This is a genomic window from Arenicella sp. 4NH20-0111 (assembly GCF_040366405.1).
Lineage (GTDB): Bacteria > Pseudomonadota > Gammaproteobacteria > Arenicellales > Arenicellaceae > Arenicella.
The window spans coordinates 1-13,355 of sequence record NZ_BAABWF010000004.1 but is presented as its reverse complement, the minus strand read 5'-3'; the positions used below and the strand labels follow the sequence as shown (position 1 = coordinate 13,355).

At 43.1% G+C, this 13,355-nt stretch carries 14 protein-coding genes; 3 read left to right on the top strand and 11 right to left on the bottom strand.

Going from position 1 to position 13,355, the window contains the following annotated elements:
* Positions 1-4: 4 nt before the first annotated feature.
* From ABWW54_RS09950 to ABWW54_RS09925, 6 genes are all read right to left on the bottom strand, one after another.
* The gene (locus ABWW54_RS09950) at positions 5-856 is read right to left on the bottom strand and encodes an aspartyl/asparaginyl beta-hydroxylase domain-containing protein (RefSeq protein WP_353412392.1); all 852 of its coding nucleotides are present in this window, start codon (positions 854-856) and stop codon (positions 5-7) included.
* A 66-nt stretch (positions 857-922) separates the two neighbouring features.
* Positions 923-1,339 carry a hypothetical protein gene (locus ABWW54_RS09945; protein ID WP_353412100.1) on the bottom strand — a complete coding sequence of 139 codons (417 nt, stop codon included), beginning with the start codon at positions 1,337-1,339 and terminating at the stop codon, positions 923-925.
* Positions 1,340-1,457: 118 nt separating this feature from the next.
* Entirely contained in the window at positions 1,458-3,098 is a 1,641-nt protein-coding gene (locus ABWW54_RS09940; protein WP_353412099.1) for a DEAD/DEAH box helicase, read from the bottom strand.
* 246 nt (positions 3,099-3,344) lie between these two features.
* Positions 3,345-3,710 (bottom strand): 2Fe-2S iron-sulfur cluster-binding protein, encoded by a 366-nt coding sequence (locus tag ABWW54_RS09935; RefSeq protein ID WP_353412098.1) that lies wholly within the window; start codon positions 3,708-3,710, stop codon positions 3,345-3,347.
* A complete protein-coding gene (locus tag ABWW54_RS09930) occupies positions 3,686-4,120 on the bottom strand; it encodes a group II truncated hemoglobin (RefSeq protein WP_353412097.1) in 435 nt (144 codons plus the stop codon). The genes ABWW54_RS09935 and ABWW54_RS09930 overlap by 25 nt, the downstream gene beginning before the upstream one ends.
* 8 nt (positions 4,121-4,128) lie before the next feature.
* Positions 4,129-4,539, bottom strand: coding sequence for a TehB family protein (locus ABWW54_RS09925; RefSeq protein ID WP_353412096.1), 411 nt, complete (start codon positions 4,537-4,539; stop codon positions 4,129-4,131).
* Positions 4,540-4,687: 148 nt separating this feature from the next.
* Here ABWW54_RS09925 and ABWW54_RS09920 point away from each other — a divergent pair, with 148 nt between their 5' ends.
* Both ABWW54_RS09920 and ABWW54_RS09915 read left to right on the top strand, forming a co-directional pair.
* The gene (locus tag ABWW54_RS09920; protein WP_353412095.1) at positions 4,688-5,197 is read left to right on the top strand and encodes a hypothetical protein; all 510 of its coding nucleotides are present in this window, start codon (positions 4,688-4,690) and stop codon (positions 5,195-5,197) included.
* Positions 5,190-5,693, top strand: a complete 504-nt coding sequence (locus ABWW54_RS09915) for a hemerythrin domain-containing protein (RefSeq protein WP_353412094.1) — start codon at positions 5,190-5,192, stop codon at positions 5,691-5,693. The genes ABWW54_RS09920 and ABWW54_RS09915 overlap by 8 nt, the downstream gene beginning before the upstream one ends.
* Here ABWW54_RS09915 and ABWW54_RS09910 read toward each other — a convergent pair.
* Together ABWW54_RS09910 and ABWW54_RS09905 are read right to left on the bottom strand one after the other, a co-directional pair.
* Positions 5,690-6,118, bottom strand: coding sequence for an Rrf2 family transcriptional regulator (locus ABWW54_RS09910; RefSeq protein ID WP_353412093.1), 429 nt, complete (start codon positions 6,116-6,118; stop codon positions 5,690-5,692). The two genes, ABWW54_RS09915 and ABWW54_RS09910, sit on opposite strands and share 4 nt — an antisense overlap.
* 764 nt (positions 6,119-6,882) lie before the next feature.
* Positions 6,883-8,517, bottom strand: coding sequence for a hypothetical protein (locus ABWW54_RS09905; RefSeq protein WP_353412092.1), 1,635 nt, complete (start codon positions 8,515-8,517; stop codon positions 6,883-6,885).
* A 443-nt stretch (positions 8,518-8,960) separates the two neighbouring features.
* Here ABWW54_RS09905 and ABWW54_RS09900 point away from each other — a divergent pair, with 443 nt between their 5' ends.
* The gene (locus ABWW54_RS09900) at positions 8,961-10,106 is read left to right on the top strand and encodes an IS4 family transposase (protein ID WP_353412091.1); all 1,146 of its coding nucleotides are present in this window, start codon (positions 8,961-8,963) and stop codon (positions 10,104-10,106) included.
* Positions 10,107-10,347: 241 nt separating this feature from the next.
* Here the strand turns inward: ABWW54_RS09900 and ABWW54_RS09895 are convergent, their stop codons facing one another.
* From ABWW54_RS09895 to ABWW54_RS09885, 3 genes are all read right to left on the bottom strand, one after another.
* The gene (locus tag ABWW54_RS09895) at positions 10,348-10,746 is read right to left on the bottom strand and encodes an excalibur calcium-binding domain-containing protein (protein ID WP_353412090.1); all 399 of its coding nucleotides are present in this window, start codon (positions 10,744-10,746) and stop codon (positions 10,348-10,350) included.
* 140 nt (positions 10,747-10,886) lie between these two features.
* Positions 10,887-11,828, bottom strand: coding sequence for a TolB-like translocation protein (locus ABWW54_RS09890; protein WP_353412089.1), 942 nt, complete (start codon positions 11,826-11,828; stop codon positions 10,887-10,889).
* A 163-nt stretch (positions 11,829-11,991) separates the two neighbouring features.
* Entirely contained in the window at positions 11,992-12,654 is a 663-nt protein-coding gene (locus ABWW54_RS09885; RefSeq protein ID WP_353412088.1) for a CPBP family intramembrane glutamic endopeptidase, read from the bottom strand.
* Between the last annotated feature and the right edge of the window lie 701 nt (positions 12,655-13,355).

Below are 13,355 nucleotides of genomic sequence, written 5' to 3'. Positions count from 1 at the left end.
GAAGCTAAAAAAATATTAAATAGAGCAACCCAATATAAAGAGAATACTTGACCATGATGTAGGCAACAATATTCCACTTTTTAAAACGCCGAGAAATTGTTCGAACGGAATAGAGTTTGCCAAACAATTTATTCAAAAAGCCTATCTCTTCGCCCTCTTCGTTACCAGTAGCTGAGGCTCTTGCGACGGTCCCGGCCATAAAGGCATTAAGGCGATTTATGAGTTCGATTCGCATTGGCCTACGGACATCGCAAAACAGAATTATTCGATCGCGCTCGGTCTTATTGTGAGCCTCATGAATAAACGTCTCGTCGAACAAAACATCATCCCCATCACGCCAAGAGTACTTTTGCCCGTCCACCAAAATAAAGCATTCGTCACTGTTAGGGGTCAACAATCCTAAGTGGTACCTCAAGGACCCCGCAAAAGGATCTCTGTGTGGCGTCAGAAGGCCCCCAGCGGGTAACATCGCAAACATCGCCGCCTTGATATTAGGCGTTTTAGACAACAACGCGACGGTGTTAGGACAGTCTCGACAAGCAGAAGGCAATACATCGCCGTACCACTTCAAATAAAAACGTGTCCACCCAAATTTAAAGAATGAATTAAACCCCGCATCGTCAAGCTTGTCAGAGCGTTTAATACTTCCAATGTCGTAGAGTGATACGGCTTCATCGCGAATGATTTCCCAGTTCTCTCTTAGGATGGCTAATTCATCAATATCGTCGCAATCGAGTATGGGTTTGTTAGGCAGCGCAGAAAACGCGTCCATGAGTAAGTTATACGGTGCCAAATAATTAGTGTGGGTCAAAAGTTGCCTAAACGCGGGGAACCGAACACTCCCTCGGTAGTGCATTTGAAGCACTGATACAACGTACACCAATAAAATCAGAAATGCGACAGACAAGATTCTCTCCTATACTCACTGCATTTTTTGAGCAATACCTATGGTATAGATGGACGCGTACAATCCACCAAAGATGTACCCTAATATAACAGTGTTGAATATTTCTGGGGTTCCCGCCAAATAATTGACCCACCAAGACCCAGAAAAAACAATAGAGCACGAAATAAGAACCGTTAGGCCTATGGCCGCGTTATTGCTAGAAAACAGGTTCTGGGCACGCCTATACGTAGATTCAAGAAGCAAGGTCATAAAAAAGGTAAGAATAAAACTATAAACACCTTGTACTAGACCCGCCTTGACGGCCGATTCTTTCCCATGCATGAGGTTAACCATGACGGCCCAACCACCATAAAACACAAACCCTATACAGGCGCTAACAATACTGCGATTAATCGCAGACAGCCGTTTAAAATACTCGATGAAACTTTTCATGAATTAGGATTTAAACTGGGTATTTACTCCGACGCCCGAAACGCCCTCTTTGATATTTTCAGCAAGAAACAAATTATCGCCGTAGGCCCAACGTATACAAAGAGAGGCTCTGGCAGTTTTAACCAATACTCGGCTCACTCTTTCGCTTAGGTCCGTACTTTTTCTTAGCCCGGTTCCCGGAAAAGGGGGTTTTAGCACTTCTGTTTGCTGGTTGATCAGCCGCAGTGCTGTTCGATGAGTTTGATTCCGAGCGCTTTTTACTGGGCCGCGCACTATTACGATCTAACTCACCGTCTTTCTTGCCGCCAGAATTAGCCCCTTTTGACTGTGCAGAAGCATGGCGACTTTGCGTTTTTTTCCGCTGATTTGACCTAGAGTTTGGGCCTTTGTTATTGCTGTCTGGCCGGTCACCTGAATTCGCTTTGCCATTACCCCTTGAGTCGCGGCTTTCGCTTGAGTTTCGGCTTCCGCTTCGGCTTCTGCTTCGGCTTCCAGACTCATCTCCTGACGCACCATCTCGACCACGCCGTCTGCCACCATTAGAGTTCTGATTACTCGATGGTTTTTTCGCCTTCTTGGGCTTTCTATCTCTAAAATCGCCTTTCGATTCTGGCAATGCGTTCTGTGGGTCATAACCTTCAAGCACTGTTCGAGGAATGACTTTCTTAATAAACCGTTCAATATCGATCAGTTGTTTATATTCATCGTGGCTCACTAACGACACAGCTTCTCCGGTTGCGCCAGCACGCCCAGTTCGCCCGATTCTATGAACGTAATCCTCAGCCACATTGGGTAAATCGAAATTTACAACATGAGGTAACTGTTCAATATCAATGCCTCTGGCAGCGATGTCTGTCGCCACCAACACTCTAACCTTACCCGCCTTAAACTCGGCAAGCGCTTTCGTGCGCGCGCCTTGGCTCTTATTGCCGTGGATAGCCATAGAGTGAATATCACGCGCATCAAGTTGTTTTGCCAAACGGTTTGCGCCGTGTTTTGTACGTGAAAAAACCAATACTTGGAACCAATCGTTTTCCTGTATCAAGCGAGTCAACACCTTCGTTTTATCGCTTTTTTCCACTGCAATCAGACATTGCTTTACTGCATCGACCGTACTATTGGGTGGTGTGACTGACACCTCAATGGGTTTATGAACAATGGTGCGAGCTAATTCTCTAATATCGTTAGAAAACGTAGCAGAGAATAATAGAGTTTGGCGTTTTTTCGGCAACAGCTTAATGATTCGCTTAATGTCGTGAATAAAGCCCATATCGAGCATTCGATCTGCCTCATCGAGCACTAAAACTTCCAGCTTATCAAACTGGACAGCTCTTTGATTATGCAGATCCAGTAATCGCCCAGGTGTGGCGATCAAGATATCCACACCGCCTCTTAGTTTCTGCATTTGCGGGTTTATACTGACCCCACCAAATACAACGGCACTCTTAATTCTTAAGTTTTGGCTATATTCCTTTACGTTTTGAGCTATCTGAGCCGCAAGCTCTCGAGTGGGCGTTAAAATCAACACTCTGGCTTGGTTGCCAGCATGCTTAGGCCTTGGCGTTGTCGCCAGATTATGCAAAATTGGCAGCGTAAAACCGGCGGTCTTACCGGTACCAGTCTGGGCCGCCGCCATAACGTCTTTTCCTTCGATAACAGAAGGAATGGCTTTGGCTTGAATAGGAGAAGGTTCAGTGTAACCCAACGACTCTATAGCTTCTAAAATGGGGTCGGTTAGACCTAGATCTTTAAATATCATTCTGTGTTCCGAATACTCACTTAAATTAATGTGAGCTCTTAGAACGATTTCTATGCCCACCGTGGAATTCGGCGCAGAGTACATCAATGCGTTTCATAAAACCATGAAAATAGAGCGATTTAGAGTACATGTTCTAATCCAAAACCCTCAACCGAAGCCCGCCAGCACAATAAGACCGCATTCCTCCGCTTAAGGTCAACATTAATCGGCAAGCAAGCACAAAAACCAGATCCTTGTTCGAGTAAGCTAATCATCGCCTTTAAACGTCACTACCCTGTTATTGAGTTCTTCGATAATGTCTATCTGACAAGCCAGTCGACTATTTACAGCACGATCATAGACTTTCGATAAGGCATCCTGCTCATCAAGGCTCAACGGCAGCGCATCATTAAGGCTGTTTAACTCGTCAATAGTTACATGGCAACTGCGACACCAAGCCTTACCTCTGCACTCTCCCCAATCTTCATACCCAAAATCTCTAACCACTTCCATTAAGTTAGATGTTCGATTCTCTTCGGGGACAGCAATACAATAGCGCCAACCGCTGCTGTTAATGTAAGTAAATTCGATATAGCCAGAGGAGGTTTCTAACGTAGCGTTCTTCTTTGACACACCACCTCTACCCGATTAGCTGGCACACTTAACTGAGTCAATAAATACACTGAAAACTCCGGTGTGTATGGCTGATCATCAATGGCCAGTCGCATGCATTCGAGCCAAGCGTCTCTTTCTTCAGGGCCAATCGCCAAGTGTTGATGTACGCCTGGTATGGAGATACCTCCGTAGTTTTTAGAATATAACTTTGGCCCACCTAACCAGCCTGACAAAAAATACGTCAATTTTCGCCGCGATTCCTTAATGTCTTTGGGGTGCATCTTAAAAATTTTCTTCGAAAAATCATGGCGCTCCATGTGATCATAAAAATCATCCACCAATTTCGCTATCCCATCAAAACTGCCCGCGGCAATGTAAGAGTTGTCGTGATAGCCGAATCGGCCTTCTTCATTATTGGGGTTTGTCACAAGGGCCTCTATTTACCTTTTGCGTAGAATGCTACGTAAAATTCTACCGGTCCGACTATTTCTAGGTGATGCACCATTTCAGGTGCAATGATCCCATCAATACCCGGCTGCAATCGAAATTTCTCGTTATCCAGTTCATCTATCACATAATCAAGCTCGCCGGACTTAACAATAATTTTGCCCCACGTAGCGGCTTTAGTGCTATGTGCAGCTAACAGACCTTTTGGCACCGAAGTTTGATTAAAGGTCTTAGTGCTCAGGTAATGAGTCACGTTAGTTGGCATACAAAGTACGTCAAATTGATCACAAGAAAGTGTGGGCTTATGTTTATCGTCTCTCTCAGAATCACGCTGCGTGTTTCCGCTCTTCAGCGGGGCAATATCACCCTTATTGTTAACCCGTTTCACATTTTTCACCATTGAGTTAAACCTAAACTTGGTATGACACTTGGCAAGCCATCACATCACCGTGATAGAGCCAATGAGCAATCCAGATTACGCCCGCTTGACCATGACTATCAAGACTCCGTAACCATATTGATATGACACAATAATACATGTATATTTTATGCATGTATATATTCTCGATTTAGTGATGACTAACGCTTCTCAGCGGTTTCAAGCCGCGCAACTACTCCCTGCTATTTTGCTAGTTTGGTTTGGCTTAGTCATTGGCGTGTCGTTCATTGCCACGCCCGCGAAATTTATCGTTCCCGAACTGGATTTAATTACGGCGATTAAAGTCGGCCGCGCGACCTTCCATGTTTTTCTATACGTTGAAGGCAGCATAGCCGCCACAATCGTCCTGATATTAATAACCCAAAATCTAAGCCGAATTAAAAGACTCTACTTGGGTACCTTGATCACATTATTTTTACTCCAGCAGACGGTCATCAGCCCGTTAGTAAAAATCAACTCCGAGAGCTTGTTCAACGGAAACGCTGACTACTCAAGCTACCCACATATCGTATTTATAGGATCCGAAGTAATTAAAGCGCTTTTATTAGTTGGTTACACGACAATAACCAGCAGAGTCGAAACGGCTTATGAAAAAATAACTAAGGCTTCACATGTTTAAATTCGTAAGCGACAAACTTAAATTTAGACGTTCTAAAACGTGTAAAGAACACACCGTGCCATACAATGGAAAACTCATCCAAGACTTCGAAGACGAGCACCTCACCATCATCAATCTGTTTAAGCAGATAGCCTCCGTCCGAGTTGACATCGGTTTCAACCCATTGCTTGATACTCATTTATCCGAATTCAAGTCAAAGTTCCAAGAGCATCTGATCATCGAAAACTTGGAGCTCTATAAGTACCTGGAGCAAAACTTCGATGGAAACTCATCATCGGAAGCCATTACCAACGCATTTAAACAGGACATGAATGATGTTGCATCACACATCAGTCACTTTTGTACTGCGTATGAATCCCAAGAATTTGATGCCAAAAAGCTCGACGACTTTGATGCGGCCTATCACGAAATATCAATTACCTTGAACCACCGGTTTCATTTAGAAGAAAGAGAGCTATTTGAGCTCTACAAAGACACGTCACTCGAAAAGGGTTAATCAGATCTGTTAAGGACTCGGTCTAACTCTGAGTTCTGTTTCGCGACATTGGCTAACACATGCTGGTCTAAGGCGGCGTAAAAAGCATCGTTAGCGTCGTTTAAGATGCCTTGCAGGTTACACTCAGGGTACAGCGGACAGTCGGCGGTTTTGCAGTTAATTATTCGAGTCGTAGTCTCGGTACACCTGACGATATCACCAAGCGTAATGCTCGATGGCGACTTAGCGATCTGTATTCCCCCGTGTCGACCACGGACAGATTTCAGATACCCCTCCCCGATCAGGCTTTGAATCACTTTAGTCATGTGATTCTTCGAAACTCTAAACCTGGTAGATAACTCCGTGATGCCAAACAGGCGATCAGCGTCATGAGCCACTGCCATCATAACTCTCAGAGCGATATCGCTAAACTTAGTTATTTGCATAAGGTCGTCTCATAAAGTCATCAGAAAAGTAAACAGGCCTACCGGCACCCGAACAATCGGAGACAAAATTATATTGTACTTTCGCACTACGACACTTTTTTTTTGAATAGCTATCCGGCTGCTAATAATTTCAGTCGGAAAAAATAACTCTAATTGCTATCAAGCCCCCAAACCCAATCAGCGAAACCAACCAATAAAGCGGCTCTCCGAACGGCGATCCGAATGGCTATCCGAACGGCGATGTTTTATCGGTTTAGCAAAAAAATGGTTGGGCAAGAATATGAGAAAAACGACCTAAACTAGACTAATCGCATGATCGACAAAGTGAGAAAACGCATCACAGTAAAGTGGCTCGCCACAGCCATTTATAAAAACACCCCACTGAACCCTTCCTCTCTAGAACTCACTGGCGTGAAAAGCGTACGAAATAAGCCACCGGAGATTCTTTCAAAATGGGTGTCTGTTATTTCTTTCGTCTAAACGCCCTACCCGCGAGCGTCCAGCTTTGAAGAAAATACTTTGCGATGGGTGTCCAGGAACCTGTCCAGGAACCTGTCCAGTTAGCTGTCCAGTTAGCTGTCCAGTTAGCTGTCCAGTTAGCTGTCCAGACACTGGGACAGCTAACTTTCAATCTACGCCGAACTGTTTTCTAAACGACACTTCTCGACAACAAGAAAAGCGGGTAGACACCCATCATTACTCTATTTTCATTGCAAGTGCGTGGTATTGGCATTACCACACGGGCTTAGAAAACCTATTAGACCTTATTGTTCATACTTTTCCACTAGCGTCCAAGTCCCAGAATTTTCTATTACGACGTCTGAATCATTGATATCTCTTCGACTACAGTAAACAAATGGTTCCACTCGATAGGTTCCCGCTTCGGTAACTTGATAGATAAGTTCTGACGTCAGATTATGGTACTTATATGGGGCTTTCAAATACCGCCCAGCAGGCACTGAGAACTCCCTAAAATACTCACCACCTAGCGCGTCGTCTTTGAACACTTTTATTCGCGAATAGCAGGAGCGAACATCCGCGCCAGTGTATTCCAGACTGGCGTGGGATTTTATTCTTAGTAACCCTTTATCTTCAGAAAACACGACAGGTAAACCTTGACCTTGTCGATCTCGACCGATGTTAAACACTTTCTGATGCTCATCAACCAAAACATCAGCGGGCGGGTATTCGATATAAATTTTCTTCAAGAACATGCTTTCTGCGCGCAGTCCTTTTTCAAACACAAGCCCTTCTAACCTAGCTTGTGAAGCCCTGGCGTCTAGCGAGGGCTTATTAGGCGCCGTCTCCAAACTGTATATGCGCGTCTTTATGTCAACGCTACTGGTCGTGTTGGTGGTTTTAAGCGCGCCATAGACATTTTGTGATAGGCGGTATAACTCTGAGGGTGTTGGGTTCTCGGTAGCTGTAGCAAGTACAGACCTTGTTAAACTGTTGGACGACTGTTTAACCTGAACCAACTGCAAACCAAATAGGGGCACACCGGTGTTGGGTCGCTCTGCCGACGCCTGCGCATTTAAAAACACCCATGAGTCACTCTCCAAGCCAGACAGAGGTAGGCTCTGCCATTCATAAAATGTGGCTGAATTGCGTATTTTGTTTTCCGGCAATGGAAAAACGAAATGATGAACCGGGTCTTGAAATGTCAATATTCCATTGTTGAGTGCAGGTCTGGTTTTATCAATATTATGCACAGTCAGGTTATTCTCACCTCGGGTCTCCGCACCGTTGATAACAGCCAAACTACTGGGCGGTGAAGCCTTTAGCTTAGTTGTAGCCATATAATAAGCATCAAGCGGTGAGCTTACAGGGTCCACTTTTCCAAAACGATCAACGTACATTTTTGTCTGGTTAGCAAAATCTATCAGACCATTGTCGAGATCAGACCTTACTTTTAATTCGATATTTACTTGGCCATTAGTGGTTTTGTTATAGTGGCAAAAACCACTGGCAACCATAGCACCGTGATGATTTCCACCCTGCCGCTTAATCGATTTACTGCGATAGGCAGAAATTCTAACCCCATCGCAGGTCAAATATGAAAGGGCTCTCGCCACGGAAGAAAATTCCGGCGAACCTTCGTCGGGCTGGTGGGTGATCGCAACGACAGCTCTAACAACCAAAACGTCATCTGGTTCAACAGTAATTGCCTCGTCAAAATAGCTTTCAATGGTTGTTGAGAGTTGACAACTCTTGCCATTGCCGCCGTCCCAATCCAGATCACATATATTATCTTCAATAACATCGCTCATATTCACTTCGATAGAATCAATAAGTGCATAGTTACTTTGCGAGGGAAACGAAAAGTCAACGTCGGCTGCCAGCGAACAAAAGCTCAAAGCAGAAAGAAGCAAAAGCGGTAAGGGTTTGTTTAGAATCATAGTTAGGGTATTGGTGATATTTAAGTTATTAGGGTTATTTAAAGGTTTGGGGATTAGTATTATTAAAAGTGCCACCTAATGCACGCGTTAGGTCATCCCTGGTCACGCTCGGCTAGGCCCTCATTAATGCAATGCCCTCCATCTACGCAGAAGGAATTGCCTAAAACTGAGAAGTGACTCGGTTTATAACACCAAATCACCCTTAGTTGTTGGAACAATGAAGGCAAACCCCAAATTAGGTACCCTAGCGCTGCAGTGAGTCTCCGGCTAACTGCTTGCGGATAACCCACTCCTTTCTCTGATACCTATGTTCTTCCTTCATACGTCTAATTCGGCTCTGACCCACTGCTGTCCCACTTACGACACAATAAAAAAGGCTTAAATCCAATCTCGTTATACAATGTAAGTGCGAACAAACGTTGTAGAACAAGAGGATTTAAGCCATGGGTCATCATAACACCGTCTTTTCACAAATTCTAAAATTGGTTCCGAGACATGAATTTTCGTCACTGTCGATGAAACATGATGGAGTGCGTCGGCGTGATGCGATGAGTCGCTGGACCCAGTTTGTAGACATGGCATCGGCTCAGCTAACCGGGCGGTCGAGTTTGCGTGATGTTGAGTTAACTTTAGAGCGACAATCGAACTTGCGATACCATTTAGGAACGGGTTCGGTGAAACGCACAACTCTTGCTCGGACCAACAAACAACTTTCGGCGGGCTTCTATCAAGCACTGTTCAGTAAGCTTTATTCACGATGCCAGTCGTATTCTCCAAGGCACTACTTTCGATTTAAGAAAAAGCTTTTTTCTTTAGATGCGTCACTGATTAATGTGTCGTTAAAGGTATTTCCTCATCGCGACTACAACCGAAAGAAAGCGGCGTATAAATTACATGTTGGTCTTGATCACGACGGACTAATTCCAGCCTTTGCGGCGGTAACGGCTGGTAAGGTAGGTGATCAAATGCAGGCAAAGCTGATGAGTTTCCCAAAAGACAGTGTTGTTGTTTTTGATAAGGGATATGCCGATTACTCATGGCATAACCAATTGACTGAAAAAGGGATATTTTGGGTAACCCGAATAAGAAGTAATGCTAAGTATCGAGTATTGGAGCGACGCAAAGTGAATCACTCACGCGGAATTACGAGCGACCAGACCATAGAATACACCGCCAAGATATCTCGGGATAAAAATTTAAACCCAGTTCGACGAATTGGATTTTATGATGAAGAAAGCGACAAACACTATGTCTTTATCACGAATCACTTTGAGTGGTCGGCAAACACAATTTCCCAGATATATAAGCAGCGCTGGCAGGTCGAACTATTCTTTAAATGGGTCAAACAAAACCTGAAGATAAAATCGTTCCTCGGAAATAAAGACAACGCCGTTATGACTCAAATCATGATGGCGATGTGTACCTACTTGATTCTGGCTTTTATTAAATTCCAGTCAAAATTCAAACAGAGCCTTCAACAAATGGTGCGGCTCATTCAAACAAATTTATTCGCTAAACGAAGCTTGATAGAGTTGTTTAATCCGCCGCCACCGGTCCGACGAAGCCCTCAAATGAGTTTGCTCGTATGAAAATTATTAAGTGGGACAGCAGTGGCTCTGACCCCTTTAATTAATGTGCTGATAACTTTCTATTTTAACTTCGAAACCATTTAGACTCGGCTAAGTGGCTATTACTTCAAACACCTTATTTAGAGACAAGGTGTTGAAGCCCAAATGCGAGCAAAGGGCGAAACCTTGAAGCGACATCGCTGACAGCGTCACTGAAGTTTGAGCTTTCGCGCCGATAATGCATTGTCATTTGTCATGCAGACTAAAACTTACACCATTGTTTTTCGCACGGGATCCCATCATTATTACCATCCATTGAGGTATTAGGGCAATGTTTCAAATAATACTTCGCCTCAGAACAAGATGTCATTTGCGAGCAATACCTGCGTCCATCACATTTGTTATTCCCATTTTTGGTTGGCGATTCAGTCACATTTTGAGAAAGGCTTTTAACTACAGTGATTGATGTATCGACGTTTTCCATTGTTTGACAAACAACCCCTTCAGGTATGTCACCATAGTAAACTTTACCAGCACTGGTTGTGCATTTCTCTTCCACATTTTTCCCATTCGAGAACGCACTAATTTTGTTGCTAATAGAAGGGGAAAAATAGAAGCTAGACGCAGCAATTAAAACGATAAAAACTAATAATATCTTCATGAATTCACCTAATAACTAACGCTGAGTATTCGTCGTTCAATAAACTGTATGGAAATAGCATTTTCATGGTTATGTATGTTTAATACCAGCCGAAGCAGCCAGCAACTTTTTGAGAGTCCAGCGCATTAACTTGGCGATGCTTACGGCGCTTTGTTATGGACACTAATTTTTGGCCTAAGTGTTTCAATAAACGTTGCATCCACCCAAAATATGTCTACGTTTTCGTACTGATCGCTGCCCATATTCCTATTGAAGAAAAGATATTTGCCATCCGGAGTCACGCTGGCAACGGCTTCCCAGGCTTCGGTGTTTATTTTGTTACCCAAATTAATGGGGTCACTCCAAGAACCATTTTTTTGTCGATAACTGATGTAAAGATCAGAGCCTCCATATCCGCCTTCTCTTTTACCATCAAAGATTAAATAAGACTCATCTGGCGCAATGAAGGGATGAAAACTTTTTCCGCCGTTGATCTTTTTGCTAAGCAACTTCGGCGCCTCATACTTCCCTTCCACCAACCTAGAATAACGAATGGAACCGGTAAAATCTCGTTTAAACTCATCAAAAAAATACGTTTTCTTAGAAGAAGCCGTAAGGCGCATTATCGGCAGGTCCTTAAAAGGAGAGCCTAAACTTTTCTTCTCTGACCAGCCTGTATCGGTCCGCTCCCTATACCTTTTACCTAAATGCATGGTTTTTCCATCAGGCGAGATAAAAGGTGTTCCAATTCTCGGAGATACAACCGATTCGTGCCACCGGTTATTCTCGTTTTTGAAAACAACAAGTGAAGGTTTTTCATATTTTCCACCATCCCTTATGAGATAAAACTCGTTCATATCAGGGGTGAAAACACCCGTAAGTTCGTAATGTTCTGTAGTAACAAAGCCAGGAGCGAAAGCCTCAGGAGTATTGCCCGGAGGCTTTTGCCCAAGGTAGGGTCCTTCCAAGACTGATAATTCATCTTGAGCGTAACTTTTGATATTCATTGTTAAAACCGAAAGCAACAAGACAACTGGGATAGAGATAGGCATCATAGTTAGTTGATATTTAAATACGATTAAACGAGTGGCGAGTTTAATCAAACCAGAACCAAAAAAGCTGACGCCCTTATGACTTAAAGATGATTTTTCCCTGACGCCGATAATCCAGTTTTCATGAAGAACGCCCTATTAATTGGTAAATTATAGTTAGCTAAAACGTGAAGCAGAACCAGTCAACTGTCATTTTTCAAGCTTGAACAGCTTGTTAATTTCTTTCCGACCAATACCCCAACTTATCTCTATTTGCAGATATTAATAAGCCCGGTTCAATTAAGGCCGTTATAAAAAAATGGGCAACGATACATGGTGCTAAACTTCTGTCTCCTACCCAATATACAATCCCTAATGTTAACCCCAATATGAATGTTGACAATGCTGCATTAATTCCAGCTTTGATATTTTTTAGTCCCCACATTAAATGTAATAGACCAAAAGCTAACCCAGAAAAAAATATTTGAAAAAAGACAGAAAAACCTTCGGATTCAGCGTAATCCATTACCCATTTTCGGAAGACAATTTCTTCGACTATGCCGGCGCAGACTGCTGCAATAACAGCAACAAACTTCAATAAATCTGCCTTAAACATATACCTTTTAACATCAGAAATTCCTGAAGCACTATAGCAATACAGGACCACTACAATTAAGGCTAAACACCAACTTGACTGTGTTCCAGCACCTCCATTAGTGAAGCCTAAATATCGAATAAATCCTGAATAATTTGATAGCACATTTATTGCTATAAACGATCCCATTGTTGATATTAAAATGGCAAAGATTAAATATATAGGTTTATGATTCATAGCCTTTCCTTTTAAACTGACGCCGCGAGCACGATCGCGTCCGAGCGAAGGGATTGTGTCTGGCATGGTTAACTGCCGTCTTTTTCTATTAACTCTTTTATTCCTTCAACTGAATTCTTTTTTCCTTCTGACGCATTAGAGAATATTGAATTTAAATAGTCTCTATAAAATACCTCATACTTTGTCAGGTAACTTAACCTAGCTTTAAAAAACTCTTCATCCATTTACCATCGCATGTTCGATAAAACACTTAACCAAAACGGATTCAGCTTCCTCGTACTGCCCCTATTTCACTAGAAAATCTGACAAAAAACTTCTCAATAAAGCAACAATTGCTACCTTGTTCTTTCCTAAAAGCCTGCAACAAAGAGCCATATTCTCCATCAATATCTTGGCTATGCCAATGTGAGGAATCACTTACTTTTATTGCATCCAAACATTTAGGCTCGTCTTGAAGCAAACTGATAACCACTTTCAAATAGTGGTGTTAGTTTTTCCATTCTTTTAGATCACTCATTTTTGGAGCTTTAAATGCTGGACCAGCATCATAGACTTTGCCCCTGCACTGAGGGGCACACCACATCATATTGAATTGCTTCCCACGAGCCATTAGAACGTTGTGAAAACCGATCTTTTTTAAATGACTTTCAACAAGTCAAACAAGCGAATGTGCTAGTAATCGATTTCTTCATATGCATAACGTCTTTGCAAGGGGCACGTTGAAAACGCTCCCGCGCAGTGGGTGCAACGAACGAAGTGCACTTGGC